The sequence below is a fragment of the Rhizobium sp. CRRU65 genome (assembly GCF_048551595.1).
Lineage (GTDB): Bacteria > Pseudomonadota > Alphaproteobacteria > Rhizobiales > Rhizobiaceae > Rhizobium > Rhizobium leguminosarum_J.
The window spans coordinates 134,715-160,842 of record NZ_JBLYZH010000017.1 but is presented as its reverse complement, the minus strand read 5'-3'; the positions used below and the strand labels follow the sequence as shown (position 1 = coordinate 160,842).

Sequence of the window (26,128 nt, the reverse complement as noted above, 5' to 3'; positions counted from 1 at the left end):
TGGAGCCCCGCGTGTCCAACAGGACGCGCTAGTCTTCATTCGCTGATACGCGGAGCCGGGCGGAGTGACAAGCGTCGATATCACCAGATATGTAAACCCGCCTTCACGGACGAGGCGAAGGCGGGCTCTTATGATCTATTCGTGGATGGTGTAGCTGCCCATCGCGCAAAGATCCTGCGTATCTTCGGTGGTTTCGAGGTTTGACCCTTCCTCGAATTCGAAGCGCATGTCGTATTTGCAGACGGTGCGGCCGTCGGCGATGGTGATATCCATGGTTTCGTCCGGATCGAGAACGTTCTCGCCGAAGACGTCTTCTTCCCAGTCGTCGACGCCGGTCGGCGAGCTGTAGAAGTGCGTCAGGACGGAGTTCGTTCCGTTGATGAGCTTGAACGTCAGATCTTCGGCATGCGATGAAACCGCGGAGACGGCAATCATGGCCGCGGTAAGTGCGATTACACCTGATATTTTCGATTTCATATATGCGTTCCCCTGGCTTGCGATTAGGCCGAAATGGGATAGCACATGCTTATAAAAGCTTTCTTATTGGGGTCTTTAGACCCAAAATAAGTCTGCTTCGCCCGAAACGGATGGCGCACTGGGTATCCTTATGAGGTGACGGCCGCTTGCGCGACCGTCGTTCCATTCATGGCCTGTCCATATGATAACAGGCGGCCTTCTGGCCGGGGCGGACCTCCTCTGTCGGCGGCATTTCGGTGCGACAGATGTCGGTCGCCTTCCAGCAGCGCGGTGAGAAGACGCAGCCTTTCGGCGGGTTGAGCGGCGAGGGTGGGTCACCCTGCAGGCGGATGCGGGTGCGCAGGCGCGCAAGCTTCGGATCCGGGATCGGCGCAGCGGAGAAGAGCGCCTGCGTATAGGGATGGGCGGGATGATCGAAGACGGTGGCGCAGTCGCCGGCTTCCACCACCCTGCCGAGATAGAGCACCAGCACATCGTCTGAGATCAGGCGCACGACGGAGAGGTCGTGGCTGATGAAGATCAGCGTCAGGCCGAATTCCTTGCGCAGCTTGCGCAGAAGCGTGATGACCTGACCCTGGATCGAGACGTCGAGGGCCGAAACCGGCTCGTCGCAGATGATGAGCTTCGGTTTGGTGACGACCGCGCGGGCGATGCCTATGCGCTGCGCCTGGCCGCCGGAGAATTCGTGCGGATAGCGGTTGATCATTTCCGGCACCAGGCCGACGGCGGTCATGATCTCGCGAACACGCTCGGTGCGCTCGGCCCTTGATAGCTTCGGCTCGAAGACGGTAAGCGGCTCGGCGATGATATCTCCAACAGTCATGCGCGGGTCGAGCGAGGCGATCGGATCCTGGAAGATGATCTGCATGTCGCGGCGGGCGGCGCGCATTTCCTCGTCCGACAGGTCGAGAAGGTTGCGGCCCTGCCAGAGGATACGGCCCTTCTGCGACTTCAACAGCCGCAGGATGGAGCGGCCGAGCGTGGACTTGCCGCAACCGGATTCACCGACGATGCCGAGCGTGCGGCCTTCGCTGAGGTCGAAGCTGACATTGTTGACGGCGGTCAGGAAGATCGGCGGCTTGAAGAGGCCTTTGGCTGGCAGTTCGAATTGGGTCGTCAGGTTCTCGACCCTTAGAAGCGATCGTTCAGCCATGGTTCAGCAGCTCCTCGCGACGCGGGAAGGGGTGGTAACAGGCGGCGCAATGGTGCGGCGCCAGCGTTTCGAGCGGCGGCGGTCGGTCGATGCAATCGTCCTGGACCTGCGAACAGCGCGGCGAGAAATTGCAGCCCTTCGGCAGGTGCTGCAGGTTCGGCGGACGGCCGGGGATGACGACGAGGTCGTCGACATCCTGGTCAGGGCGTGGGATCGAGGCATGCAGTGCTGCGGTATAGGGATGGGCCGGATTGTCGAAGAGTTCATCGACCGGCGCTTCCTCGACGATGCGACCGGCATACATGACGGCGACGCGGTCGGCGAGGCCGGCAACGACGCCGAGATCGTGGGTGATCATGATCAGCGCCGTGTTCATCTCCGCCGTCAGATCGTTGAAGAGGTCGAGGATCTGTGCCTGGATGGTGACGTCGAGGGCCGTTGTCGGTTCGTCGGCGATCAACAGCTTCGGCCGGGTGAGCAGCGCCATGGCGATGACGATGCGCTGTCGCATGCCGCCGGAGAGCTCATGCGGGTAGAGGTGGAAGCGTCGCGTCGGGTCGGGGATGCCAACGCGTTTCAGCATATCGAGTGCGGCGGCGGATGCGGCGCGCGCCGTCAGCCCGCCGTGAACCTCGAGCTGCTCCGTCAGCTGCCGGGAGATCTTCAGCGTTGGATTGAGCGCCGTCATCGGGTCCTGGAAGACCATCGCCATGTCTTTGCCGCGGATCTGGTCGAGCTCGCGCGGTTTCAGCGCCAGCACGTCCTTGCCTTCGAGCAGCGCCTGTCCCGTCGTTTTGCCGTTCTTGGCGAGCAGGCCCATGATGCCGAGGAAGGTCTGACTCTTGCCGGAGCCGGATTCGCCGACGATGGCGATGCGCTCGCCGCGCTTGACCGTCAGGTTCATGTTCGAGACCGCCTTCACTTCTCCATCCGGCGTCTTGAAGGTGATCGAGTAGTCTTTGAGTTCGAGGAGGGTATCCGTCATTTAACGATCCTTCGGGTCGAACGCGTCGCGCAGCCCGTCGCCGATGAAGAGCAGGCTGAGCAGCAGCGCCACAAGAAAGCTCGCCGGGAAGACCAGCAGCCACGGCATGCTTTCCATGGCATCGGTCCCCTCGGCGATCAGCGTGCCGAGCGAGGTCAGCGGTTCCTGCACGCCGAAGCCGAGATAGGAAAGGAAGCTTTCGGTGGCAATGATCTCAGGCACCGTCAGCGCCGCGAAAATCACCACCGGGCCGACGAGGTTCGGGATGATGTGCTTGATGATGATCTTGAACGGCCGCTGTCCGGATGCGCGGGCCGCTTCGATGAATTCGCGATGCTTGATCGACAGCGTCTGGCCACGCACGATGCGGGCCATCGTCAGCCATTCCAGCGCGCCGATGGCGGCAAACAGCAGATAGACGTTGCGGCCGAAGATCACCATCAGCAGGATGACGAAGAGGATATAGGGAAGCGCATACATGATATCGACGAAGCGCATCATGATCGCATCCAGCCTGCCGCCGATATAACCCGATACCGCACCGTAGAGCACGCCGATGAAGACGGAGACGACGGTCGCCGTCAGCGCCACCGCCAGCGAGACGCGGGTGCCGTAAAGGACGCGGGCGAGAAGGTCGCGGCCGTTCGGGTCGGTGCCGAAATAGTGGCCGGTTTCGATCGAGGGGGGTATGCGGAAAGCCGCCCAATCAGGATCCTCATAGTTGAAGGGAATGAACCAGGGGCCGATGAAGGCGACGAGGATCAAAAGCGTCAGGACGACGATCGACAGGACGGCCGCCTTGTTGCGCCCGAGGCGACGCAAGGCATCCTTGGTGAGCGAGCGGCTTTCGGGCGCAAGGCCTTCCGCCTCCAGCAGTTCCTGGGCGAGCAATTCTCGCTTTGCGGGGTTGAGGATCATCGGTTTCTCACTTTCGGATCGAGCCAGGCATAGGCGATATCGACGAGAAGGTTCAGGAACACGATCAGCACCATGTAGAAGATGACCGTGCCGAGAACCATGCCGTAATCGCGGTTCAGCGCTGCGTTGACGAAATAGCGGCCGATGCCGGGCAATCCGAAGATGCTCTCGACAACCAGCGAGCCGGTGAGAAGGTAACTTGCTGCTGGACCCAGATAGGAGACGACAGGCATCAGCGCTGGCTTCAGCGCGTGGCGCATGACCGTCAGGCGGGGGCCGATGCCTTTGGCCTTGGCGGTGCGAATGAAATTCTGATTCATCACCTCGATCATCGAGCCGCGCGTGATGCGCGAGATACGGCCGGCATGCGGCAGCGCCAGAACGACGATCGGCAGGATGAGGTATTTGATCGAGCCGTCACCCCAGCCGCCGACCGGAAACCACGCGAGATGGATGCCGAAGACGAGCTGCAGGATGGGCGCAATCAGGAAGTTCGGTAGCACGACGCCCACCAGAATGAGCGCGCCCAGAATATAATCCGGTGCCTTGTTCTGATAGAGCGCCCCGAGACAGCCGACGGCCACGCCGACAATGATGGCAATCAGGAAGGCAGCCGTACCGATGGTGAAGGTGTAGGGCAGACCGATCATGATCTGCTGGGCGACTGTGAAATCCTCACTCGCGAAGGAGGGACCGAGATCGCCCCGGAGCAGGTCACCGACATAGATCAGGTACTGCTGGATGAGCGGCTTATCGAGATTGTAGTGGATCGCAAGGTTCTTCAGGATCACCGGCGGCAATGGCCTTTCGCCATCGAAAGGGCCGCCGGGGGCAAGGCGCAAAACAAAAAACGAGGCTGTCACGGCGATCCACATGACGGGGATCGTCGACAGCAGGCGACGGAGTGCGTATTTGATCATGATCGTGGGCCGGTCCTTTCCGCAGTGCGCGGAAAGGACCGTTTTCCCTTACTCTTTCATCGACAGCCAGCGGGTGCGGTGGATGTCTTGGATGTTGTCGACGAAGCCTTCGATCTTCGGCGAAACGACGTTCTTCGAGACATAGTAGTAGATCGGCAGGGCGGCGGATTCATCCAGCGCCAGCTGTTCGGCCTTCTTGAAGATCGCGGCACGCTTGGTGAGATCCGTCTCGGCGTTGCCTTCCTTGATCATCTTGTCGTACTCGGGATTCGACCAGCGGCCGTAGTTCATCTGCACGCCTGTCACCAGGAGGTTCAGGAAATTATCAGGGTCGTTGTAGTCGGCGAGCCAGCCGGCGCGGCCGATTTCGACTTGACCACGCTGCATCTGGTCGTAATGCACTTTGGTTTCGGCATTGACGAGTTCGACATCGACGCCAAGCGGCTTCCACATGGATGCGATGGCGACGGCGATGCGCTTGTGGTTGTCGTTGGTGTTGTAGCTCAGCACGGCGTGAAGCGGCTTGTCGGGGCCGAAACCGGCTTCGGTCAGGAGCTTCTTGGCTTCGGCGACCTTCTCGCTGTAGGGCAGGTCCTTCCAGCTAACATAGGCCGGTTCGCCGTAATTCGCCGTGCCCGGCGGAACCCAGGAATAGGCCGGCAGTTCGCCGGTGCCGAGGATCTGCGGGCCGATGACCTCGCGGTTGATCGCCATGGAGAGAGCCTGGCGGACGCGCTTGTCGCTGAAGGGCGGTTTCTGCGAGTTGACGACGTAATAATAGAGGCCAGAGAAGGGGGCGACATGCGCCTGGCCCGGCAGGTTTTTCTTCATCCACTCGTATTGGTCGGTTGGGAAGTCGGTGAGGATGTCGAATTCGCCGGCGCGGTAGCGTTTCAGCGCGGCTTCCTGGTCTTCGAGCACGAAGAACTTCGCTCCGTCGATCTTCAGGTCTTTGGTGTCATACCACTGATCGTTCTTGACTGTCGTGACATGCGAGCCCGGAACCCATTCGACGGGCTTGTAGGGGCCGTTGGTGACGATGTTGCCGATCTTGACCCAATCCTGCCCCTTCGCCTCGACGACATGCTTCGGCAGCGGATAGGCGGTGTAGTGCATCAGGGCATTGAGGAAATAAGGGGTGGAGTTTTCGAGGGTGATTTCGAGCGTCTTGTCGTCGATCGCCTTGACGCCGAGCTGGTTGAGATCGGTGATCTCACCCTTGTTGATCTTTTCCGCGTTCTTGATGGTGAACTGGAGATAAGCGTAGTCGGCGGCGTTCTTAGGGTCGACGAGGCGCTGGAAGGCGAAGACGAAGTCTCCTGCCGTTACCGGCTGGCCATCGGACCACTTGATGCCGTCGCGAAGCTTGAAGGTGTAGACCTTGCCGTCAGGCGAAATTGTCCAGCTTTCAGCCTGGCCGGGGATCGGATTATCCTTGGCGTCCTCAGTGACGAGGCCTTCAAAAATGTCGCCGGCGATGCGGTTCTCCCAGTCGCCGGAAAGCTTCTGCGGATCGAGCGACTGCGGGTCGCCACCATTGTGAATGTTGAGCGTGGCCGCGTGGGCCGAAAACGCCAGCAATGTGCCAAGCATTGCAGAGGCGAGAAATTTTTTCGCGAAATGGTTCATGGTGGGTCCACCTTTCTAGGCTTTTCGCCTTTATTAGACATTTGTTCCCGGTGTTTGACCTCTTACGTGCAGGTCAGCGCGCACATTATCGCAAAGGCTTTGCGTTGCAACCCCAAATCCGGAGGGTGGATTCGGGTTGTGGACAAGCCTATGTACGTCTCCCCCTTGTCGGATCGCGACGATGCGTCGCGGCGTTTCGCAACGCCTTCATAACCGCTTCACATGGTTGTCTTTTGTTTCGTCCGCTTTAGTGTGGCGAGCGCAAACGAGGCAGGAGATGTAGCCGATGGCATTGCAGGCAGGCGGGAGTGCGGACTGGTGGCGCGGCGCGGTGATCTATCAAGTCTATCCGCGCTCGTTTCAGGACACCAACAGCGATGGTCTCGGCGATCTCAGGGGAATTACCCGCCGGCTGCCGCATATTGCCAGCCTCGGCGTCGACGCGATCTGGCTCTCGCCCTTCTTCAAGTCGCCGATGGCCGACATGGGCTACGACGTTTCCGATTATTGCGACGTCGATCCGATCTTCGGGACACTCGCCGATTTCGACGAGATGATGGCCGAGGCGCACAAGCTCGGCATCAAGGTTGTTATCGACCAGGTGATCTCGCACACCTCCGACCGGCATCCCTGGTTCGTCGAGAGCCGATCGAGCCGGACCAATCCCAAGGCGGATTGGTATGTCTGGGCCGATCCGAAGCCTGACGGCACGGCGCCGAACAACTGGCTGTCGATCTTCGGCGGGCCGGGCTGGGAATGGGATGGCGTGCGCCGGCAATATTACCAGCATAATTTCCTGACCTCGCAGCCGGATCTCAACTTCCACAGCGAGGCCGTGCAGGATGCGGTGCTGGAGACGGTGAAGTTCTGGCTCGACCGCGGCGTCGACGGCTTCCGCCTGGATACGGTCAACTATTATTTCTGCGACAAGCTGCTCAGGAGCAATCCGCCGCACGAGCCGGATGAGGATGACGCAGGCCTCGATGCGCCCGACAGCAATCCCTACGGCATGCAGAACCACCTCTATGACAAGACGCAGCCGGAAAATGTCGATTTCCTCAAACGCTTCCGGGCGCTGCTCAACCAGTACGAGGATCGCACGACCGTCGGCGAAGTCGGCGATGGGGCGCGTTCGCTGAAGACGGTTGGCGCCTATACGAGTGGCGGCGACAAGCTGCACATGTGCTACACATTTGATCTGCTGGGGCCGGAATTCACCGCCGAGCATATTCGCGGCTGCGTCGAGGCCTTCCAGAAAGCAGTCACGGACGGCTGGGTCTGCTGGGCTTTTTCCAACCACGACGTCATGCGCCATGTCAGCCGTTTTGCGCGGACGGAGGAAGAGCGGCCTGTCATCGCCAAGCTGGCGATCTCGGTGCTTGCGGCACTACGTGGCTCGATCTGCCTCTATCAAGGCGAGGAACTCGGCCTGCCCGAGGCGGAGCTCGCCTTCGAGGATCTGCGCGATCCCTACGGCATCCGCTTCTGGCCGGCCTTCAAGGGCCGCGACGGATGCCGCACGCCGATGCCCTGGGAAGCCGGCAAGGCGCATGCGGGCTTCACGTCGGCCGAGAAGAGCTGGCTGCCGGTACCTTACGAGCAGGCAGCGCTTTCCGTGGATACGCAGGAGACGAGCGACAGCTCGGTGCTGCATCACTACCGCAGGACGCTCGCATTCCGGAGGAGCCACCTGGCGCTGATCGACGGCGAGATGACCTTCATCGGCACCAACCAGGATCTGCTCGCCTTCACCCGCGAAAAGGGCGGAGAAAAACTGCTCTTCATTTTCAACCTGACGCGCAAACCGGCGGAATTCCGCCTGCCTGACGGCATCGTGCTCGGGGAACCGCTTGCGATGCCGGGCTTCGAGGCGGTGGCTGACGCGGGATTGGTGAAGCTTGCGGCGTTGGATGGGTTTTGTGCGCGGGTTTGACGCTCGACTGAAAGGCGACTGTTGAGGTTGTCCGCCGCGGAGCCAGCCGTTTTTCAATCGCGTCACCCGATGAGCGCGAACTTGTCGACATCAACCATGCCGCGGTCGGATATTTTCAGGTGCGGGATGACCGGCAGCGGCAAGAAAGCGAGCTGGAGGAAGGGTTCTTCCAGCGTGGCGCCGAGCGCCAAGGCGGCTTTGCGCAGTTGGTGGAGCGTATCGCGGACCGTCTCATAGGGTTCGAGGCTCATCAAGCCGGCGATGGGCAGGGCGATTTCGCCGGTGACCTTGCCGTCTTCGACGACAACGAAGCCGCCCTTGATCTCGCCGAGGCGGTTTGCGGCGCGCGCCATGTCGTCCTCGTTGACGCCGACGACGCAGATATTGTGGCTGTCATGGCCGACGGTCGAGGCGATCGCACCCTTCTTCAGGCCGAAGCCCTGGACGAAGCCGTTGGCATGGTTGCCGTTCTTGCCGTGGCGCTCGATGACGGCGACCTTGATGATATCATTCGCAAGATCGACTGTCGCCTCGTTGCCCCTGACGGGCAGGCGATAGCGGCGATGCTCGGTGATGATCTTGCCCGGGATGACGCCGATGACAGGCGTCTCGCCTTCGGCGACCGGGACGCCGAAATGGGCGGCGTTGACGGGACGGGCCTTGACGCTGTCGAGGCCGATCGGGGCAACCGGCCTGCGCGAGGAAAAGAGCGCATCGGTGACGCGGCGGCCGGCGGAAAAGACCATGTCGGCGCGGCAGTTTTCCAGGCTGTCGAGCACCACCAGATCGGCGCGCCAGCCGGGCGCGACCAGGCCGCGGTCCCTCAGACCGAAGGCGCGGGCGGCCGAAATCGAGGCGGCGCGGTAGATCGCCAGGGGTTCGACGCCGCTCGCGATCGCTGTGCGGATCATATGATCAAGATGGCCCTGTTCGGCGATATCGAGCGGATTGCGGTCGTCGGTGCAAAGCGCGAGGAAGGGTGAAAGCCGCTCGGTGATAATGGGTATCAGCGCAGCGAGATCCTTGGATACCGAACCTTCGCGCACGAGAATGTGCATGCCCTTGCGGATCTTTTCCAGCGCTTCGGCGGCGGTCGTGCATTCGTGCTCGGTGCGGATGCCGGCCGAGAGGTAACCGTTGAGGTCGTTGCCCGAGAGCAGCGGCGCGTGACCGTCGATATGGCCGCTCTGGAAGGCTTCGAGCTTGGCCATGCAGATGGGGTCTTTGTGGATGACGCCGGGGAAATTCATGAATTCGGCAAGGCCGATGACCTGCGGATGGTCACGGTAGGGCAGGAGGCTTTCGATCGGCAGGTCGGCGCCGGAGGTTTCGAGATGTGTCGCCGGAACGCAGGAAGAGAGCTGGACGCGGATGTCCATGATCGTCTCCAGCGCGGATTCAACAAAGAATTCGATGCCGGCGGTTCCGAGCACATTGGCGATTTCGTGCGGATCGCAGATGGCGGTGGTGACACCATAGGGCAGAACGCAGCGATCGAATTCATGCGGGGTCACCAGCGAAGATTCGATATGCAGATGCGTATCGATGAAGCCTGGAACGACGATCCTGCCCGAGATGTCGATCTCGGTTTCGCCCTCATAATTGCCTGAGGTGCCGACGATGCGATCGGCGCCGATGGCAATGTCCGACTGGACGAGTTCGCCGGTGACGAGATCGAAGAAGCAGCCGCCCTTCAGCACGATATCGGCCGGCACACGGCCAACGCCCTGATCGATGAGACGTTCGAGCTTCGTGGTCATGGATTGCTACCTCTTCGATTGTTTTTCTGCCGCTGATGCCGAACTGATGCTGGAAACATTTGGATTGTATTTCCCGCTGCTTTTGCCTCGGTGGCAGCAGTGCTAGTGAAGCGAGAATACAGATGTCGTTTTCCAACTCAAGGTCATGATATGAAAGCAATTATTTCGGCGGCCTGCGCAGCAGATTTTCTGTTGAGCGGCTGTGTGAACAACTCTGCGGTACTCACGACCGACAAGCACGGGAAGGTCAGTCAGATCATTCTCAAAAAATCGACCGGAAGTGTCGCTTCCAATGAAAATCTTAAGCGCGTCGTGGTCGCCAGTTTCTACGCGCGGATTTCAAATCCAACACCCAATCGGACGTATGTTCAACCGATGGTACTTATCGAACACCCGACAGTGGAAAGCTATCTGCGTGAGGATAAGAGGACGCGGGATTGACCGGCAGCCCATCTCTCAAAATACAAATCGGGCGCCGTGAGGCGCCCGATCCTGTTTCTCTATATCCGTCAATTACTCGGCGGCGACGATCTTGCCGGCTTCCCACTTGTAGAGCGAGAAGCTCTGCGAGGTGAGGTCGCCGGTCTCGCCGTAGGTGACCTTGCCGATGGCGGTCGGGATTTCTTCGCCGCCCTTCAGCGCGGCCGCGACGGCTTCCGCATCCTCGGCGCTGCCGGCCTTCTCGATGCCGGCCTTCAGCACTTCGACGGCGGCATAAGCGTTCAGCGTGAAGGCCTCGGCCGGGATGTTCTTGGCGGCGAGCGCGCCGGCTGCGGCCTTGGAATCCGGGCTCTTGGTGGCGTCCGAAGCGTTGGTGAAGATCGTGCCTCCTGCCGCATCCGTGCCGATTGCCCAGAATTCGGTGTTGGAGAGTCCGTCGCCGCCGATGATCGTCGCGTTGGCGGCGAGGTCATGCAGCTGGCGGGCGAGCAGCCCGCCCTCCGGATGGTAGCCGCCGAAATAGACCACGTCGACCTTCTCGGACTTGATGCGGGTGGTGAGCGCGCTGAAATCCTTGTCGCCAGGCGTGATCGCGTCATTGACGACTTCGGTGATGCCGCCGGCGTTCAGCGTCGCCTTGAAGGCATCTGCGAGGCCCTTGCCGTAGGCGCCCTTGTCGTTGACGATGGCGACGCGCTTGTCCTTGAAATTCTTCAGCACATATTTGGCGGCGACTTCGGCCTGCTGGTCGTCGCGGCCGCAGGTGCGCAGCACATTGGTGAGACCACGCTTGGTGAGGTCGGGGGCCGTCGCGGTCGGGGTAACCATCAGCACGCCGTTTTCAGCAAGCACGTCCGAAACGGGAATGGCGACGCCCGAGGTTACCGGGCCGACGACGAAGCGGATGCCGTCGCCGACGACCTTGTTGGCGGCGGAAACGCCCTGTTTCGGTTCGCCGGCATCGTCGGCCAGTTCGAGGACGACCTTCTCGCCGAGAATTCCGCCCTTCTTGTTGATTTCGTCGACGGCGGTCTGCGCACCATTCTTCACCTGGTCGCCATAGGCGGCGACCGGGCCGGTCAGCGGCGCGATCAGGCCGATGGTGATATCGGCATAGGCAAGCGGCGCAAAGGCGAGTGACGCGACGAGGGTCGCCGTCAATGTCTTGAGGGTCATAATTTGTCTCCTTGGATGGGGTCATTCGACCCGCGATGAAGCGTCGCGCCGGCTTTTCCGGATCGTTCAACGGCCCCCAGGCCGTGCCAAGGACGATCGATATCGGCGCGATCGATGCGCCCTCCGGCCATATTTGGCTCAAATGGGCGCAACGGCAAGATTTCTAGGAATTTTGGTGAGATTCCGCAAGTTGATAACAAAATGAAACGAAAATCGAGCCGATCCGGCATGAAATCGTCCCGGAATCGTCGATCCTGGCGCTGTTTGCCGATTTCTAGAGGGTGCGGTACCCCCTGGCATCAGCGCGGATCGCTGATAGACCTGCTGAATTTCGGGGAACGTCCTCGTCTTTCTGAATATTCGAATTCCGTTTTGAGATTAACACTTGATTCTACCAATTAGAGTAGAACCATTGTTCGTGCATATATTGCTGCGATGCAAAAGAGCGGTCGATAATAAACAGAGAGATATTTCGGGAACTGAGATCTGGATGCTCAAGCGTATCGAAGCCAGGCGGGTGCGCAACGGAATGTTTGTGGAGGCGATCGAGGGTGCATGGCAGGATCCTTTTCTGTCCAAGCGAAGATTTCTGCTGCGGCGTGAAGCCGATGCCCTGAAACTTCGCAAGAGCGGTATTGAAGGTGTTATCATCAACACCAGCAGAGGCCTGGACATTGACGGCCTGCCAGGCGGCAATATCGAGATCGACACCCAGGCGGCACGCGAGACCATCCAGAAATCCGTGCAGGTACTGGAAAGCGTTTTCGGCCGGCTCCAGCATGGCGATGGGATCAGCGTCGATCAGGTGGCGCCGGTGATTTCCTCAGTCTCCAAGTCGATGGATGACAATCCCACTGTCTTTCTCAGCGTTACGCGTCTGAAATCCAAGGACGAAGTGACGTTTCTGCATTCCCTTTCGGTGAGTGCGCTGATGATCCTTTTCGGCCGTCATCTCGGACTTGACGAGGCTACAGTGCAGACGCTCGGCACAGCAGGATTGCTGCACGACGTCGGCAAGCTCGAAATTCCGCTTGAGATACTCAACAAGGAAGGGCGTCTTGACGAGGACGAGATCAAGATGATCCGCGATCACCCCGAAAAGGGGCATGCAATCCTGTCACGCCAGGAAGGCATGTCGGAGATCGTACTCGACGTATGCCTCAACCATCATGAACGTATCGACGGCAAGGGCTATCCTCGCAGGCTTTCCGAGACGCAGGTCAGCTTCCATGCCCGTCTTGCTGCGATTTGCGACGTCTATGACGCCGTGACCTCCGTGCGGCCGTACAAGGCGCCATGGAGCGCGAGCCAAGCACTGAAGTGGATGCTTGGCAGCGAAGGGCAATTCGATCGCCGGCTGGTGAAGAAATTCGCCCTCTGCCTTTCCGTCGCCGCCGTGAGCTGAGGCCTATCGGTCTTCCCAACAAAAGGGCCTGGATGGATTTACAGCGCCGCGCGTCTTTTCAGACGCGAAAAGGACGCTGTAACACTTTGAATTGCCGCATAATTTTCTCCTTAAATCGGTTCCGATTTGAGGAATTATGCAGGCGGTCCGCCGCAGGCCATGATGCCTGAAGACTTCAGAGCTTTCTCAAATGTTGTTCTGCAGGATGGCCCGCAGCTTGCCGAAGAGCTCGTCGATGTGGTGCTTCTCGATGATCAGCGGCGGGGAGAGTGCGATGATATCGCCGGTGGTGCGGATCAGCAGGCCGCTTTCATAGGCTTTCAGGAAAGCGGTGAAGGCGCGCTTGGTGGGCTCGCCGGCGATCGGGTCGAGTTCGATCGCGCCGATCAGGCCGGTGTTCCTGATGTCGATGACATTGGGGCAGTCCTTGAGCGAATGCAGCGCGTCGGCCCAATAGTCGGAAAGCTCGGCGGCGCGTGTCAGCAGGCCCTCCTCCTTGTAGGTGTCGAGCGTGGCGAGGGCCGCGGCGGAGGCGATCGGGTTGCCGGAATAAGTGTAGCCATGAAAGAACTCGATCATGTGCTCCGGGCCGTTCATGAAGGCATCATGTATCTCGGAGGTGACGAAGACCGCGCCCATCGGAATGACGCCGTTGGTCAGTCCCTTGGCGGCGGTGATCATGTCAGGCTTGACGTCGTAATATTGCGCGGCAAAGGGGGCGCCGAGGCGGCCGAAGCCGGTGATGACCTCGTCGAAGATCAGAAGGATGCCGTGTTTGGTGCAGATCTCGCGCAGCTTCTGCAGGTAGCCCTTCGGCGGGATCAAGACGCCGGTGGAGCCCGCCACCGGTTCGACGATGACGGCGGCGACGGTGGAGGCGTCATGCAAGGTGACGATGCGCTCGAGTTCGGTGGCGATGTCGCCTCCATGCTCGGGCTCGCCGCGGGTGAAGTTGTTCTTGCCGGGCTGGTGGGTGTGCGGCATGTGATCAACGCCGGTCAGAAGCGTGCCGAACATCTTGCGGTTGGTGACGATGCCGCCTACGGAAATGCCGCCGAAATTGACGCCGTGATAGCCGCGCTCGCGGCCGATCAGGCGGAAGCGTGATCCATTGCCCTTCACGCGATGATAGGCGAGCGCCACCTTGAGCGCGGTCTCGACGGATTCGGAACCGGAGTTGGTATAAAGAACGTGGTTCAGGCCTTCCGGGGCGATGTCGACCAGGCGGTTTGCCAGTTCGAAGGCCTTGGGATGGCCGAGCTGGAAGGCCGGCGCGTAATCGAGCTCGCCGGCCTGCTCGCGGATCGCCTCGGTGATTTTCGGGCGGCAGTGGCCGGCATTGACGCACCAAAGCCCAGCCGTGCCGTCCAGCACCTGACGGCCGTCATGGGTCGTATAGTACATATCCTTGGCGCCGACGAACAAACGCGGCTCCTTCTTGAACTGGCGATTTGCCGTAAACGGCATCCAGAAGGCGCGAAGATCGTTTGGTGCGTTGAGGCGATTGGACATGCTGTTCTCCTGGCCGCTGACGGCCCTTTCCCGGGGGCTTTACGCCCATATTTTTACTGCCCGGTCAAATTATCAGGGCTTCCCAAGGCGTCAACGGGAAAAGTCCCGAAAGCTCCCCTGACAGGAGGCTCAAGCTGCTTCGATCGATCACGGGGCGAGCGCTTCAGCGCGGTCGGGCTGCAATTCCTTCCCCGCGGCGAAAGGAGCAGAAAGGCCAGGCCTTCAAAGGCACGACCGGCAAATCGCAAATTTGCCGGTCGTGCCATAAGGTTCAGGTGCTGAAATATCGTTGCCAAGCCTCCGGGAACATCCCCTTGCAGCGCGGCATCGGCCGACATTCATGTCAGCGCTATCATCAGGCGGCGGATCTATTCCGGTTCTGCACGAGGTAAATGTCTTCGAGCGTTGCCAGGATCTTCATGACCGGCTCGGAGGTGCTCGAATAATAAATGGTTTGTGCGTCTCGGCGGGTCTTGACCAGCTTTTGAGCGCGCAGTTTCGACAGGTGCTGAGAGAGAGCCGACTGGCTGAGCCCGACCTGAGTCGCAAGCACGCCGACGGCCACTTCGCCCTTCACGAGGCTACACAGGATCAGCAATCTCTTCGGGTTTGCCATGGCCGACAATAAAGCTGCCGCCACGCTCGTGTGGTCGGCCAAATCAGAGGTTTCCATATGTTATCTTCCTAATGCAAAACGTACATCAAGCGTGTTGGCGCAGGCCGCCAGCCGGGATTTTGACTGACACCAAAAACTAGCAACTGGGCTCGAAGATTGTATATACCTAAATTTAAGGTATCGAGTATGCTATTTTAGACATGTTTGAACAAATGTGATCGGTATCCACAGCGAGGGTTTCGAACTCGTATCGCAGCAGCAAATCGCCGGAAATCATGTCGAAACCTGAGGAATCGATACCACAAATGCGCCAAGAGCCGGATTCCGGCGCCTTTAGCCTGATAGCGAGGCTTTCCTCGACGTCGGGGTGGCGTTCTACTAAATCTCGCACTGCTTCTGCCGCCCCGACGGCAATCGCCTCATTCGCGGCCGACTGGATTACGAGATCGTTCCCATCCAGCTGGTAGGCGCGGCCGAAGCCGCCATTGAGGCTGGCCTGCTCAGGCTTGAGACGGAAGAATAGGAAATCAGGAAAGTCGATATAAAGCTTCGCCTTAGTGTGGCGAGCGAGAAAACGCATGTGGATCCGCGCGTAGCATGGATTGCTGCGCTCGACGGATTCTGCTCTGCACTGGGTCGTCAGACGAGGATAGGCGAGGGGATCGCCCTTGCCGGGCTCGCCAGTCAGGAGCGAGGCGCGCGGGTCGCTGGCGAGCGCCCTGGTATGGGCCGACAGCTGCGAAACCAGGATAACGGGGGTGCCGTCGATATCGGTGGCGACGAGCACGCGGCTGGCGAAGGGAAAGCCGGTCTCTGGGTCGACAACGGCAATCGCCGCGTATCGTGCGGAGCGCAGAAGCACGCGGGCAAGCTTGCGGGCATCGTCGTCGGTTTCGCGTAAGGGCGAGGGCTGATCTTTCATATCCGCCTTGTGACAAAGCGGATGGAAAACATCAAGCTTCCTCCTTGCGGCGATGGCGGGTGAGGCCGGCAACGATATCCTGAGCCGAGATGGTGCCGACGATCGCGCCGTTTTCGACGATGCCGATACTGCCCGGCTGGCGGGCAAGGGCATCGAGGATATCGATGAGCGGGGTCGCGGCGCGGGCCGTGGCGCTGACGCTCATGCCGGCGGCAGTCTGACCGAGGCCTGGCTGCATGACGTCGGCCGCCGTCAGCATGTTGATCGGATTGAGGTTCTGCACGAAGTCGGCGACATACTGGTCTGCGGGGTTCTTGACGATGTCGTGCGGCGTCCCACACTGGATGATGCGGCCGCTCTCCATGATGGCGATGCGATTGCCGATGCGGAAGGCCTCGTCGAGATCGTGGCTGACGAAGAGGATGGTCTTCTTTAGCCGCCGCTGGAACTCCAGGAGCTCGTCCTGCAAACGGGTGCGGATCAATGGGTCGAGCGCCGAGAACGGCTCGTCCATGAGCAGGATCGGGGCGCCGGTGGCAAAGGCGCGTGCAAGGCCGACACGCTGCTGCATGCCGCCCGAAAGCTCGTTGACCTTGCGGCCTGCCCATTTTGTCAGGTTGACCAGTTCAAGCTGCTCGCCGACGCGGAGCTTGCGTTCGGCTTCCGGCATGCCGGCGAGTTCGAGGCCGAAGCCGACATTGTCGGCGACGGTGCGCCAAGGCAAAAGGGCGAACTGCTGGAACACCATGGAGACGGTGTGCGTGCGCAGATCGCGCAGAGCCTTGGCATTGCATCTGTAAGGGTTGACGGGGCCGGTGGTCGTGGAGACGGCGACATCGCCACGCACCACGGGAGCGAGCCCGTTGACGGCGCGCAGCAGCGTCGACTTGCCGGAGCCGGAAAGGCCCATCAGCACCAGGATCTCGCCTTCCTCGATCGTCAACGAAGCATCGGCGACGCCGAGCACCAAGCCGGTCGCGGCGCCGATTTCGTCGCGCGATTTGCCCTGATCGACCATGGCAAGCGCGGTTTCCGGCCGATCGCCGAAGACGATGCTGACATTGTTAAAGCTTACCGCGGTCATGCAGCGCCTCCTTCACCCGCCGTGCGGAACATCCGGTCGAGAATGATTGCCAGGATGACGATGCAGAAGCCCGCCTCGAAGCCCTTGGCGATATTGACGGTGTTCAGCGCACGGACGACGGGCACACCAAGCCCGGGAGCGCCGACAAGGGCGGCGATGACGACCATCGACAGCGATAGCATGATGGTCTGGGTGAGACCCGCCATGATCTGCGGCGTGGCGAAGGGAAGCTCGATTTTGCGCAAGACCTGTATCGGCGTCGCTCCAAAAGCGACGGCGGCTTCGACGAGGGACGGCGGCGTCGAGATGATACCGAGGCGCGTCAGCCGGATCGGGGCGGGGATCGCGAAGATGACGGTGGCGATCAGGCCCGGCACCATGCCGAGGCCGAACAGGATGAGCGCCGGGATCAGATAGACGAATGTTGGTATGGTCTGCATGAGATCGAGTATCGGGCGCATGGCAGCATAGACCCAAGGGCGGCGCGCGGCGGCAATGCCGAGCGGAATGCCGATCACCATACAGACGAAGGTGGCGGCGAGCACGAGGGCGAGAGTCTCCGTCGTTTCCTTCCAATAGTCCTGGTTGACGATCAGCAGCAGCCCGAGACAGGTGAAGACGGCGACTGCGATCGACCGGCGCAGCCAAAAGGCGATGGCGGTAATGGCCGCGATGACGATCAGCGGATGGGGCTTCTGCAGCACGAAGAGCAGGCCATCTATAGCGCTCGACAGCAGGAAGGCGATCTGGTTGAAGAACCACTCGCCGTTCGAGGTCAGCCAGTCCACGAAGGATTTGGCCCAGGGGCCAACGGGAATCTTAAATTCGGTGATCCAATTCAAGGGTGCGCCCATCCAGAAAAACAACAATCGGACAAAAATGAAGCGGGGCGGCGAGCCGCCCCGTTCGTATTATCAGAGGCCGAGGCCGGTTTTGGCGGCCGCGAGAGCCTCGCCGCTGCCGTCGCGGGTTTTGACGCCCGCGAGCCAGGGTTCGAGCGCTGCGGGGTTCGCCTTCAGCCATTCGGAAGCTGCAGCCTCCGGCTCCTTGCCGTCGTTGAGGATCTTGCCCATGATCTGGTTCTCCATGTCGAGGGAGAATTTCAGGTTCTTCAACATCATGCCGACATTCGGGCATTCGTCGAGATAACCGGCACGCACGTTGGTGAAGACCTTGGCGCCGCCGAAGTCGGGGCCGAACACTTTGTCCCCGCCTGTGAGGTAGGTCAGCTTGAAGTTGGTGTTCATCGGGTGGGGCTCCCAGCCGAGGAAAACAACGGGCTTGCCTGACTTGTCGGCACGCGCGACCTGGGCGAGCATGCCCTGTTCGGAGGATTCGACGACTTCCATATCCTTCAAGTCGAACTCGTTCTTCTCGATCATGTCCATGACGAGGCGGTTGCCGTCATTGCCGGGCTCGATGCCGTAGATCTTGCCGTCGAGATCGTCCTTGTGGGCGGCGATATCCTTGAAGTCCTTGATGCCGAGTTCCGCACCCTTGGCGTTGGTGGCGAGCGTGTACTTGGCGCCGACCAGGTTCGGGCCGAAGGATTCGACCGACTTGTCGTCGAGATAGGGACGAACGTCCTTCTCCTGCGTCTCCATCCAGTTGCCGAGGAAGACGTCGATGTCCTTGTTCTTCAGCGAGGTGTAGGTGACCGGCACGGAGAGAACCTTGACGTCGGTCTGATAGCCGATGCTCTTCAGGACGATGGATGCGGTGGCGGTGGTGGCGGTGATATCCGTCCAGCCGACGTCCGAGAAATGAACGGTGGAGCAGCTGCCGGGATCGGCGGCGAAGGCGGCGGTCGCAACGGAGAGGGCGGCGACGGCAGTTGCGGTAACGAGTTTGAACGTGCTTGTTGTTTTCATTTTAGACTCCCAGTCTTTAAGTTCCCAAGCCAACCATCAATAACCGAGTTTGACAAGCGACCTCAGTGCGTTTGCGCCGTATCGACCCATGCGATTGCGACGTCCGCGGATTTTTTCGCAATGCCTTGTTTCCGGGGCTTTCGGCGGTTTTCGAGCCGGATTCCTGTGATTATCGCTCCCTCAGGGCTTTTCTTTGCCATTCCAAGCTTTCAATAAGCCGATCAAGGAGAAATCGGATGGCAAAACTCTATTTCAACTACTCGACGATGAACGCCGGCAAGTCGACGATGCTGCTGCAGGCCTCCTATAATTACCAGGAGCGCGGCATGCGCACAGTGCAGCTGATCGCCGCCTTCGACGAGCGCGCCGGCCGAGGCGTCATCGGCTCGCGGATCGGCTTGGAGGCGAGCGCCATTCCCTTCGAGCCGCATGAAGATCTGTTTCGGTTGGTCGCGACGCTGAGCGGAGACGGAGCGCCGATTTCCTGCATCTTCGTCGACGAGGCGCATTTCATGACGCCTGTCCATGTCTGGCAGCTTGCCCGCGTCGTCGACAGGCTCGGTATCCCTGTGATGGTCTACGGGCTGAGAACCGATTTCCAGGGCAAGCTGTTTCCGGCCTCGCAGGAACTGCTGGCGATCGCCGACGAAATGCGCGAGGTGCGCACGATCTGCCATTGCGGGCGCAAGGCGACGATGGTTGTGCGGCTCGACGCGAAAGGAAAAGTATTGCACGAAGGCGCGCAGATCGATGTCGGCGGCAATGAGAAATATGTCTCGCTCTGCCGCAGGCACTGGGACGACGCGATGAACGGTGCCTGGATCGCCGAGCCGGTCTAAAGCCGGCGATGCTGCCTGTTTTCTTTGGCGCCGCAAGCGACTAGCTTGGGGGCAGGAGATTCCCTGGAGAGATCAGGTGCGCAAACCCCCGTCATTCGACAGCCTGTATGAAGCCGCAGGCAGCCTCGCCGAGAGGATTGCGGCCGAGGGGGCCTATTGCGTGGCTGCGATCAGCGCCTTCAGCGGCGACGAAACACGATCAGCCGACGAGGTCTTCCTCGAGCAGAATGCCCGCTTCCAGGCCCATATCGCCGATGCTGCGGCGCTCGACGCCCAACTGGCCGAGCTGGTCTTTTGCCTCGACCGGCTGACGGCCGAGGTTTCTGCCGATCTCGACAGTTTCCGGGGGCTGACGCTACGTGAGAAGATGGCCGGCTGGGTGTCGCGCCAGCGGATGTGGCGCATGTACACCGAACGCGTGCGCGAGGCGCCCGTCATCGAGCGGCTGCTCGATCTTTTGACGAAATCGGACGCGCTCGCCAGGCTGATCGCCAGTCAGCGCGCCGCGCTTACCGAACGGCACAAGGCAGCCGAACTCAGCCTTGTCGATATCGTCGAGCAGCGGCGCCGGCTGGTCGTTTCCATCGATATCGCCCGCCTCAAGATGAAGGAGCTCAATGCCAAGGCGCTGACGACGCAGGGCCGTATCGGCGTCTATGGCAACAGGGCGCATTGGGAGCAGATGGAGGCGGAACGGCGGGCGCTGAAGGCGGAGGTCGAGCGGATTTCCGCCGGGGAGCACGAGATGCGCGACGACAGCCAGCGGCGTGAGCGCTTCATCGGCCTGTTCCAGACCTATGTCGATTCGCTGAACGGCCGGATCGCCGCCTGCAACGCGCTGTTGCGCAAGCTGTTGATCGACGTGGAGGAGCGGCTGATCATCTACCAGGCGCAGGTCGATACCGACCGGCCGGGCATGAAGGTGAGGATCAAGCCGGAATTGTTCCCCGATATCGCTGCGCCGATCAGGCTGTTCGAGAAGGGCATGCTGGTCGCCCAGGATCTGGAGCGGCGCAAGAGCCGTGCCGATCTCGAATTCGCTAGAAGGTTCCCGACCTATGCCGATCCGCCGCCGGAAACCTCGGGAGCGCCTCTGATCGATACGGCGCGCAGGTCCTTCCGTTTCAGCCGGCCTTTCCTGCGCTCCTGACCAGCAGGGCGCGGGCAATACCCCTCTCCCAATGCTTTCATTCTGGAAAATCGAAGGGTTCGTGTTGTGCTCGGCCCATCGAGCGCATATGTGGGATGCAGCGGGACGGCAATGTCCCGATGTTCGCCTCGCCTGACAGGAGACGACGATGCTTGACCGGATAGCCGGTTTTTTCAGGCTGATCGGCCAGACGATCGGCCGTTGGGCCCGCCTGTTTTCCGCCTGGGCCTTCTGGCCCTTTCTTGCCGCACACGGCTGGTATCAGCGCCGGAGCTGGATGATCCGGCTGCCGGTCATCGCGTTCGTGGCGCTGCTGGTCGTGCTCTATGGTTATTTCTTCTGGCAGACGCAGGTCTGGTCGAATTTCAACACCGCCTTTGTCGATCAGTACCGGCTTTCCGAACGCAAGGTTGCCGCCGGACAGGAAGTGCCGGTCGCCGAGGGCGCCAATGCGACGGCGCCGAAGACCTGCCAACGCTCGGCGATCGTTGACGTCGCGGCCGATCTGACCGATTTCAATGTCAACCAGAACGCATGGATCTCCTCCATGCTGCTCTACAAGATGGGCTTCTTCGGCATCGACTGGGATCACACGCCCTTTCTCGACAACAAGGCGTCGTTCCAGCGCGGCGTCAACCAGGCGGTCCGACGGACTTCGGCGGAGCTTGTCGATACGCTTGGGCGCGTGCGCGGCACGTCGGGCATCAACAATGACCTGCAGAGCGCGCGCGGCAATCTGCAGTTCGACGAAAACAGCTGGTATTTCGGGCTCAATCCCTTCGGGCCGAAGACGCCAACGCCTTCCTATTACCGCTCCGCGGTCGGCAGCCTGCGCAAGTTCAACACCGATCTCGCCCTCTGCAATGTCGTTTTCGACGGCCGCGCCGATAACCTCATGCAGTTCATCGACCGCATTGCCAACGATCTCGGCGGCACCTCCGACATGCTCGCCGAGCGCTCGGAAAACCACAATCGCGGTTGGTTCGACACCCGCGCCGACGACCGGTTCTGGTTCGCCTATGGCCAGCTCTATGCTTACTACGCCATCCTTACCGCCGCGCAGGCCGACTTCTCACAGGTGGTGCAAGAACGCAATCTCGGCGCGATCTGGGGCAGCACGACGCGGCAGTTCCAGGCCGCCCTGCGCATCCAGCCGGCGATCATCTCGAACGGTCGCGAGGATGGCTGGATCATGCCGAGCCATCTCGCCACCATGGGCTTCTATATTCTGAGGGTGCGCTCGAACCTCGTCGAGATCCGCTCGGTGCTCGACCGCTAAAACGTCTGGAGTCAACGGGGTATCGTGTTGTCCTCGAAGCCGACGACGCGCAGTTTCTCGACGAATTCATAGGTGATGCCGACGATGCCGCCGCCGCTTTCATCGTTTCGGAAGCGGCCGACGCTGCGCACCAGCTTGTGGCCGCCAAGCCGGTTGTCGACACGATAGACGAAATGGAAGCCGACGCCGTGAAGGCTCGCCTCTTCGAAGGTCTGAGCGATCAGACTGCGGTCCTCCTCATGGATGCGCGACATCAGCTCTGTCAGGTTGACGGGGCCGTCGCTATAGGGGAGGCCGAAGATCGCGTGGACATCCTCGCTTGCAAAGAAATGTCCTGTCTCGATATCGATGCGCCAGAAGCCGAAAAGACGATAGGCAGCAAGCATCCGGACGACTTCCGCATCGGTGATGCCGATGTGGGCGCGGGATTGTTCTGTCTTGTCAATGACGGGCTGTTCGAAGTGAAGAGGCACGATTCCCCCAGATCATGGGACGACGTGCCGACTCTCTTCTGATTCCTCAGTTGATCAGCTTCAATCGAATGGCCTTAGCTACCAACTGGGTCCGGTTGACGCAATCGAGTTTTTTGATCGCGTTCGTCATATAGGCGTTCACCGTATGGTCCGAGAGCGTGAGGATCTGACCGATTTCGATCGAGGTCTTGCCCTGGGCAGTCCAGCGAACAACTTCTAGTTCTCTGGTTGATAGCGCGTTATGCGCGCATTCCTCGTTACGTTTGACTGCATTGTATGCATCAAGTGCATGGAGAATGATCATTGCCAGCTCGTTGGTCTCACTCTGGCCAAGTGCGGCGCGCTCGCCGCAGAACCAAAAGACCAGGCGCTGGCCGTCGGCTGCAATGGTCGGCATGGCAACGCCTGCCGGTATGGCATGGCGCAGCATCAGGGCACGAAGTTCGGCGGGGAAAGCCTGACCATTGGAGGCGTCGTTGAGGTGCCATGCCGGCGGCACAGCAGACTGCCTCAGCCTTACGCCGAAAGGGCAGCCGCGCATCATGTGGGCGCGGTCGAAATCCCTGACATAGGCGACAGGAAGCGAGCTCTCAATCAGCAGGGGTTTCAGGAGGAGGTCTTCGGGGGAGGGAGCGTGCATTAGCGTCGCATGCGACAATCCGAAGGCTGTGGAGACCCTGCCGAGCGCCTGCGCAAACAGGCTGCGCGTTCGTGCGGTCGCAAGCTCTGCCGAAAGCAATGACTGTCTTTCAGAGGTAGTCATGTAAGACATTTGTACGCCCCCGGCAGCCCCAATGTTACCGCTATCAAATACAGAAAATCTGCGGGATGCTAGCCCCAATTGACCTAACGCAAGCCGATTCATTCAAATTGTGAAAAATTAGCCACAGTAGCTCGCGCTTCGGTTGAGTTTCGAGTTGCAAACATAGCGTTGCGGTATCGTTGAGTTCCCTCATGGCGGCATCGCAATGGTCTCGCGCAGCCGGGCAGGGGAGAATCACTTGGGAGAGTTTCGGGGAAGAGCTCGGATCTCTCCGGCACCGGCGCAAAGGCGGTGGGGCGGCCTACCTGCAACGCTTGGCGGCGGCGCGGGTGATCTGCGCGAACACGGCCGCAGCGGGACGCCATCTCAGCCGGATTGCGATGAGAGAACAAAGATAAGAGGACCGCAGCAGGCGGCGAAATCCGGCTTGCTGGCAGTCAATCCACTTGCTAAGCCTATGCTCAGTACAACTGAGGCAATTTAATCGTGCGCTTTGCAGTTTCCTTTCTGGTGAAGTGTCTATTTTCCAGATTGTTACTTGTTTTTCTCCTTTTGACCTTGCCGATCGGAGCGGCAACCTCGCAGGCTGCCGAGGAAAAGAAGCCAGCGCCGCATCCCCCGATGAATTTCATCCTCGTGCGCAGTCTCCTCTGCCAGGAAAACTGTCCGGAATGGATATCGGCGGAGGGGCGGATAACGTCGGATACACCCGCGCGGCTCAGAAAGATCCTCAAGAAGATCGGCGGCCGTAAACTGCCTGTCGTTTTTCGTTCGGAAGGCGGCGACGTCGATGCCGCCTATGCGATGGGCCGGATGATCCGCAAGGCCGGGCTGGAAACGGCGGTCGGCGGCACGCGGCTCAAAGATTGCCCGGTTGGGGATACGCGCTGCCAAGCCGCTGTTGCCAAGGACGGTAGCGCGGTCGGTTATACCTATTCGTCCGGTGCATACTGCTTTTCTGCTTGTCCGCTGGCATTCGTCGGCGGTACGTCGCGTGTCTCGTCGCAATGGGCCTTGATCGGTGTCCACCAGATCACGACTGTCTACAACAAGGTGCGAGTTTCCTATCGCATCGAATACAAGATCGTGAACGGCAAGAAAAAGGAGATCTCCCGCAAGGAGGTCGGACGCAAGGTGGCGGGGCAGAGCAGTTCCACCAAACTTGGAAAGAAGGCTACTGCTGCCTTGACGGCCTATTTGAAGGAAATGGGCGTCAGCGAAGACGTGGTCGGTCTGATGATGAGCGCTACGCCTGACAACATCAATATCGTACCGGCTGCAGAGGCACTTCGAATAGGTCTCATTACGGACATGCTGTCCTACAATGAGTGGCCCGGCATGCCGCTCTGCGCGCCGGATGCAGCGGCCGAGGCTGTCTGTCACAGCCATCCGGCAGCCGAAGCGCCTGTGGCGGCTGAGGCGCCTGTATCTAAGACGCCGGTATCCGAGGCACCCGTACAGGAAGCGGCTGCAGAGACAAGCGAGAAACTGCCCAAAACCAGGCCGATGGACTTCCTCCTGATGTCCAATGGCAATTGCCAGGAAGAGTGCACGCAGTGGATTTCTGCGGACGGAGACATCACACCGGATACGCCGGCTCGGCTGAAGGCGATGTTGACGACGCTCGGCGAACGAAAGCTGCCGATCGTCCTTCAATCTAATGGCGGGGACACGGATGCGGCTTTCGTGATGGGGCGCATGATCCGCGCTGCAGGTCAGGAAACCTCGATTGGCAGAACGCAGTTGCCGAATTGTCCAAAGCTGGATCCACGTTGCAAAGCCAGCATCGCCAAAAGCGGACCGACCGAGGGCGAAGTCTTTGCCGGCCGTGCGTACTGTCTTTCGAGCTGCGCTCTTGTCCTGATGAGCGGAACGCCGCGGATGGTCGGATATTCGGCAATCGGCATCGTCAGGCCCACGACGGCTGAATATACGAGATTTTTAGCTTATTTCGACGAGATGGGCGTGAGCGCCGAGACATACGAGACGATGATGCCCGCTACTTCAACTGAGCGAGGAAGTATCATACTTCCTTCTGAGGCCCTCAAGCTTGGCATCATCAATGGTATCATCCCCTATGATGAAGAGCCCGGCTTGCATGTCTGTGGGCCGGAGGCGAAGGAAAGCCTTCGATGCCCGAGAAAAGCTGAGGCAGAGATCGTTCCTGTTGCTGCTTCGGTCAATTGATCTCAGGACTCGAAAGAGCATAGCTCGGCGTTTTCGTCGGGCTGCTGCTTGTTGAAGCTCCGAAGGCGCCTCGTGACGCCTGTCAGTCCTTATCCTTCAGATCATTTTTCGACGTGACGCTCATCAGCTTCTCCAGGAAACCGAGCATGACGGCGGAGGCGACGAAGGCGAGGTGCATGAGGGTCAGCCACATGATCTTGCCGTCCGCATATTTGTCGGCATTGAGGAAGACCTGCAGCAGGTGGATGGAGGAGATGGCGACGATCGAGGAGGCGACCTTGATTTTCAAGCTGCCCGAATCGAGCTTGCCAAGGAAGGAGACCTCGTTGTCGGCCTCGCTGGCCTCGTCGAAGCGGCTGACGAAATTCTCGTAACCCGAGATCATGACCATGATGATCAGGCTGGCAACGAGGGCAGCGTCGATCAAACCGAGCATGGCAAGGATCATCTCCGCCTCGTCAAGCTCGAAGACGCCGGAGGCGATCTTCAGGAACTTGTAGGCGAAGGAAACGGCATAGACGGCGAGTGCTGCTACTAGGCCGATATAGAAGACGACGAGGATCCAGCGGCTCGACAGGATGATGCGCTCGATGATGAGTTCCAGTGATTTCATGTTTTCAGTCTGTTAAACCGCA

26 protein-coding genes are annotated in these 26,128 nt (G+C 60.1%); 7 read left to right on the top strand and 19 right to left on the bottom strand.

What is annotated here, in order from left to right:
* Positions 1–135: 135 nt before the first annotated feature.
* From ACM5SV_RS28955 to ACM5SV_RS28930, 6 genes are all read right to left on the bottom strand, one after another.
* Complete coding sequence (locus tag ACM5SV_RS28955) at positions 136–477, bottom strand: hypothetical protein (protein WP_012758517.1); 342 nt, start codon at positions 475–477, stop codon at positions 136–138.
* A gap of 166 nt (positions 478–643) precedes the next feature.
* The gene (locus ACM5SV_RS28950; RefSeq protein ID WP_012758516.1) at positions 644–1,630 is read right to left on the bottom strand and encodes an ABC transporter ATP-binding protein; all 987 of its coding nucleotides are present in this window, start codon (positions 1,628–1,630) and stop codon (positions 644–646) included.
* Positions 1,623–2,615: an ABC transporter ATP-binding protein gene (locus ACM5SV_RS28945; RefSeq protein ID WP_012758515.1), complete on the bottom strand. Its 993-nt coding sequence runs from the start codon at positions 2,613–2,615 to the stop codon at positions 1,623–1,625. The genes ACM5SV_RS28950 and ACM5SV_RS28945 overlap by 8 nt, the downstream gene beginning before the upstream one ends.
* Entirely contained in the window at positions 2,616–3,533 is a 918-nt protein-coding gene (locus tag ACM5SV_RS28940) for an ABC transporter permease (protein WP_003561446.1), read from the bottom strand.
* A complete protein-coding gene (locus ACM5SV_RS28935; protein WP_012758514.1) occupies positions 3,530–4,453 on the bottom strand; it encodes an ABC transporter permease subunit in 924 nt (307 codons plus the stop codon). The genes ACM5SV_RS28940 and ACM5SV_RS28935 overlap by 4 nt, the downstream gene beginning before the upstream one ends.
* A gap of 48 nt (positions 4,454–4,501) precedes the next feature.
* The gene (locus ACM5SV_RS28930) at positions 4,502–6,082 is read right to left on the bottom strand and encodes a peptide ABC transporter substrate-binding protein (RefSeq protein ID WP_011653015.1); all 1,581 of its coding nucleotides are present in this window, start codon (positions 6,080–6,082) and stop codon (positions 4,502–4,504) included.
* Between the two features lie 286 nt (positions 6,083–6,368).
* On the opposite strand from ACM5SV_RS28930, the gene ACM5SV_RS28925 reads away from it, so the two are divergent.
* Positions 6,369–8,015, top strand: a complete 1,647-nt coding sequence (locus tag ACM5SV_RS28925) for an alpha-glucosidase (RefSeq protein ID WP_012758513.1) — start codon at positions 6,369–6,371, stop codon at positions 8,013–8,015.
* Between the two features lie 62 nt (positions 8,016–8,077).
* Here ACM5SV_RS28925 and ade read toward each other — a convergent pair whose 3' ends face one another.
* Complete coding sequence (gene ade, locus ACM5SV_RS28920) at positions 8,078–9,775, bottom strand: adenine deaminase (RefSeq protein ID WP_012758512.1); 1,698 nt, start codon at positions 9,773–9,775, stop codon at positions 8,078–8,080.
* A 150-nt stretch (positions 9,776–9,925) separates the two neighbouring features.
* On the opposite strand from ade, the gene ACM5SV_RS28915 reads away from it, so the two are divergent.
* The gene (locus ACM5SV_RS28915) at positions 9,926–10,216 is read left to right on the top strand and encodes a hypothetical protein (RefSeq protein WP_222014234.1); all 291 of its coding nucleotides are present in this window, start codon (positions 9,926–9,928) and stop codon (positions 10,214–10,216) included.
* A 72-nt stretch (positions 10,217–10,288) separates the two neighbouring features.
* Here ACM5SV_RS28915 and ACM5SV_RS28910 read toward each other — a convergent pair whose 3' ends face one another.
* Entirely contained in the window at positions 10,289–11,392 is a 1,104-nt protein-coding gene (locus ACM5SV_RS28910) for a branched-chain amino acid ABC transporter substrate-binding protein (protein WP_012758510.1), read from the bottom strand.
* Positions 11,389–11,622: a hypothetical protein gene (locus ACM5SV_RS28905; protein ID WP_157628338.1), complete on the bottom strand. Its 234-nt coding sequence runs from the start codon at positions 11,620–11,622 to the stop codon at positions 11,389–11,391. The genes ACM5SV_RS28910 and ACM5SV_RS28905 overlap by 4 nt, the downstream gene beginning before the upstream one ends.
* Before the next feature lie 260 nt (positions 11,623–11,882).
* Between ACM5SV_RS28905 and ACM5SV_RS28900 the strand changes: the two genes are divergently transcribed.
* Positions 11,883–12,797: an HD-GYP domain-containing protein gene (locus ACM5SV_RS28900; protein ID WP_012758509.1), complete on the top strand. Its 915-nt coding sequence runs from the start codon at positions 11,883–11,885 to the stop codon at positions 12,795–12,797.
* A gap of 186 nt (positions 12,798–12,983) precedes the next feature.
* On the opposite strand, the gene ACM5SV_RS28895 is transcribed toward ACM5SV_RS28900, so the two are convergent.
* The 6 genes from ACM5SV_RS28895 to ACM5SV_RS28870 all read right to left on the bottom strand — a co-directional run bounded on the left by ACM5SV_RS28895 (position 12,984) and on the right by ACM5SV_RS28870 (position 18,802).
* Positions 12,984–14,309, bottom strand: a complete 1,326-nt coding sequence (locus tag ACM5SV_RS28895) for an aspartate aminotransferase family protein (protein ID WP_012758508.1) — start codon at positions 14,307–14,309, stop codon at positions 12,984–12,986.
* A gap of 355 nt (positions 14,310–14,664) precedes the next feature.
* On the bottom strand, positions 14,665–14,982 hold the full coding sequence (locus tag ACM5SV_RS28890; RefSeq protein ID WP_012758507.1) for an ArsR/SmtB family transcription factor: 318 nt from the start codon (positions 14,980–14,982) through the stop codon (positions 14,665–14,667).
* A gap of 115 nt (positions 14,983–15,097) precedes the next feature.
* Complete coding sequence (locus ACM5SV_RS28885) at positions 15,098–15,847, bottom strand: HugZ family protein (RefSeq protein WP_222014233.1); 750 nt, start codon at positions 15,845–15,847, stop codon at positions 15,098–15,100.
* A 31-nt stretch (positions 15,848–15,878) separates the two neighbouring features.
* Complete coding sequence (gene choV / locus ACM5SV_RS28880; protein WP_113548248.1) at positions 15,879–16,931, bottom strand: choline ABC transporter ATP-binding protein; 1,053 nt, start codon at positions 16,929–16,931, stop codon at positions 15,879–15,881.
* A complete protein-coding gene (choW, locus tag ACM5SV_RS28875; RefSeq protein WP_017994845.1) occupies positions 16,928–17,773 on the bottom strand; it encodes a choline ABC transporter permease subunit in 846 nt (281 codons plus the stop codon). The genes choV and choW overlap by 4 nt, the downstream gene beginning before the upstream one ends.
* Before the next feature lie 72 nt (positions 17,774–17,845).
* Positions 17,846–18,802: a choline ABC transporter substrate-binding protein gene (locus ACM5SV_RS28870; RefSeq protein ID WP_221973106.1), complete on the bottom strand. Its 957-nt coding sequence runs from the start codon at positions 18,800–18,802 to the stop codon at positions 17,846–17,848.
* Between the two features lie 236 nt (positions 18,803–19,038).
* On the opposite strand from ACM5SV_RS28870, the gene ACM5SV_RS28865 reads away from it, so the two are divergent.
* The 3 genes from ACM5SV_RS28865 (at position 19,039) to ACM5SV_RS28855 (ending at position 22,070) form a co-directional block, all read left to right on the top strand.
* Positions 19,039–19,641: a thymidine kinase gene (locus tag ACM5SV_RS28865; RefSeq protein WP_012758502.1), complete on the top strand. Its 603-nt coding sequence runs from the start codon at positions 19,039–19,041 to the stop codon at positions 19,639–19,641.
* A 76-nt stretch (positions 19,642–19,717) separates the two neighbouring features.
* Positions 19,718–20,791: a hypothetical protein gene (locus ACM5SV_RS28860; RefSeq protein ID WP_221973107.1), complete on the top strand. Its 1,074-nt coding sequence runs from the start codon at positions 19,718–19,720 to the stop codon at positions 20,789–20,791.
* 148 nt (positions 20,792–20,939) lie between these two features.
* Entirely contained in the window at positions 20,940–22,070 is a 1,131-nt protein-coding gene (locus ACM5SV_RS28855) for a DUF2333 family protein (RefSeq protein ID WP_012758500.1), read from the top strand.
* Positions 22,071–22,081: 11 nt separating this feature from the next.
* On the opposite strand, the gene ACM5SV_RS28850 is transcribed toward ACM5SV_RS28855, so the two are convergent.
* The 3 genes from ACM5SV_RS28850 to ACM5SV_RS28840 all read right to left on the bottom strand — a co-directional run bounded on the left by ACM5SV_RS28850 (position 22,082) and on the right by ACM5SV_RS28840 (position 23,938).
* Entirely contained in the window at positions 22,082–22,543 is a 462-nt protein-coding gene (locus ACM5SV_RS28850; protein ID WP_012758499.1) for a PAS domain-containing protein, read from the bottom strand.
* A 46-nt stretch (positions 22,544–22,589) separates the two neighbouring features.
* Positions 22,590–23,315, bottom strand: a complete 726-nt coding sequence (locus ACM5SV_RS28845) for a helix-turn-helix transcriptional regulator (RefSeq protein ID WP_012758498.1) — start codon at positions 23,313–23,315, stop codon at positions 22,590–22,592.
* Positions 23,316–23,767: 452 nt separating this feature from the next.
* On the bottom strand, positions 23,768–23,938 hold the full coding sequence (locus ACM5SV_RS28840) for a hypothetical protein (protein ID WP_244432227.1): 171 nt from the start codon (positions 23,936–23,938) through the stop codon (positions 23,768–23,770).
* Positions 23,939–24,119: 181 nt separating this feature from the next.
* Between ACM5SV_RS28840 and ACM5SV_RS28835 the strand changes: the two genes are divergently transcribed.
* Positions 24,120–25,493 carry a hypothetical protein gene (locus ACM5SV_RS28835; RefSeq protein WP_244432226.1) on the top strand — a complete coding sequence of 458 codons (1,374 nt, stop codon included), beginning with the start codon at positions 24,120–24,122 and terminating at the stop codon, positions 25,491–25,493.
* 82 nt (positions 25,494–25,575) lie between these two features.
* On the opposite strand, the gene ACM5SV_RS28830 is transcribed toward ACM5SV_RS28835, so the two are convergent.
* The gene (locus tag ACM5SV_RS28830) at positions 25,576–26,106 is read right to left on the bottom strand and encodes a TIGR00645 family protein (RefSeq protein ID WP_222014232.1); all 531 of its coding nucleotides are present in this window, start codon (positions 26,104–26,106) and stop codon (positions 25,576–25,578) included.
* Positions 26,107–26,128: the final 22 nt, after the last annotated feature.

Bases quoted from the DNA above. Each gene is read 5' to 3' on its own strand.
- ACM5SV_RS28955 (WP_012758517.1), bottom strand. From the start codon at position 477: ATGAAATCGAAAATATCAGGTGTAATCGCACTTACCGCGGCCATGATT.
- ACM5SV_RS28950 (WP_012758516.1), bottom strand. From the start codon at position 1,630: ATGGCTGAACGATCGCTTCTAAGGGTCGAGAACCTGACGACCCAATTC.
- ACM5SV_RS28945 (WP_012758515.1), bottom strand. From the start codon at position 2,615: ATGACGGATACCCTCCTCGAACTCAAAGACTACTCGATCACCTTCAAG.
- ACM5SV_RS28940 (WP_003561446.1), bottom strand. From the start codon at position 3,533: ATGATCCTCAACCCCGCAAAGCGAGAATTGCTCGCCCAGGAACTGCTG.
- ACM5SV_RS28935 (WP_012758514.1), bottom strand. From the start codon at position 4,453: ATGATCAAATACGCACTCCGTCGCCTGCTGTCGACGATCCCCGTCATG.
- ACM5SV_RS28930 (WP_011653015.1), bottom strand. From the start codon at position 6,082: ATGAACCATTTCGCGAAAAAATTTCTCGCCTCTGCAATGCTTGGCACA.
- ACM5SV_RS28925 (WP_012758513.1), top strand. From the start codon at position 6,369: ATGGCATTGCAGGCAGGCGGGAGTGCGGACTGGTGGCGCGGCGCGGTG.
- ade (WP_012758512.1), bottom strand. From the start codon at position 9,775: ATGACCACGAAGCTCGAACGTCTCATCGATCAGGGCGTTGGCCGTGTG.
- ACM5SV_RS28915 (WP_222014234.1), top strand. From the start codon at position 9,926: ATGAAAGCAATTATTTCGGCGGCCTGCGCAGCAGATTTTCTGTTGAGC.
- ACM5SV_RS28910 (WP_012758510.1), bottom strand. From the start codon at position 11,392: ATGACCCTCAAGACATTGACGGCGACCCTCGTCGCGTCACTCGCCTTT.
- ACM5SV_RS28905 (WP_157628338.1), bottom strand. From the start codon at position 11,622: ATGCCGGATCGGCTCGATTTTCGTTTCATTTTGTTATCAACTTGCGGA.
- ACM5SV_RS28900 (WP_012758509.1), top strand. From the start codon at position 11,883: ATGCTCAAGCGTATCGAAGCCAGGCGGGTGCGCAACGGAATGTTTGTG.
- ACM5SV_RS28895 (WP_012758508.1), bottom strand. From the start codon at position 14,309: ATGTCCAATCGCCTCAACGCACCAAACGATCTTCGCGCCTTCTGGATG.
- ACM5SV_RS28890 (WP_012758507.1), bottom strand. From the start codon at position 14,982: ATGGAAACCTCTGATTTGGCCGACCACACGAGCGTGGCGGCAGCTTTA.
- ACM5SV_RS28885 (WP_222014233.1), bottom strand. From the start codon at position 15,847: ATGAAAGATCAGCCCTCGCCCTTACGCGAAACCGACGACGATGCCCGC.
- choV (WP_113548248.1), bottom strand. From the start codon at position 16,931: ATGACCGCGGTAAGCTTTAACAATGTCAGCATCGTCTTCGGCGATCGG.
- ACM5SV_RS28870 (WP_221973106.1), bottom strand. From the start codon at position 18,802: ATGAAAACAACAAGCACGTTCAAACTCGTTACCGCAACTGCCGTCGCC.
- ACM5SV_RS28865 (WP_012758502.1), top strand. From the start codon at position 19,039: ATGGCAAAACTCTATTTCAACTACTCGACGATGAACGCCGGCAAGTCG.
- ACM5SV_RS28855 (WP_012758500.1), top strand. From the start codon at position 20,940: ATGCTTGACCGGATAGCCGGTTTTTTCAGGCTGATCGGCCAGACGATC.
- ACM5SV_RS28845 (WP_012758498.1), bottom strand. From the start codon at position 23,315: ATGTCTTACATGACTACCTCTGAAAGACAGTCATTGCTTTCGGCAGAG.
- ACM5SV_RS28840 (WP_244432227.1), bottom strand. From the start codon at position 23,938: ATGAAATTCATCGGGGGATGCGGCGCTGGCTTCTTTTCCTCGGCAGCC.
- ACM5SV_RS28835 (WP_244432226.1), top strand. From the start codon at position 24,120: ATGATCCGCAAGGCCGGGCTGGAAACGGCGGTCGGCGGCACGCGGCTC.
- ACM5SV_RS28830 (WP_222014232.1), bottom strand. From the start codon at position 26,106: ATGAAATCACTGGAACTCATCATCGAGCGCATCATCCTGTCGAGCCGC.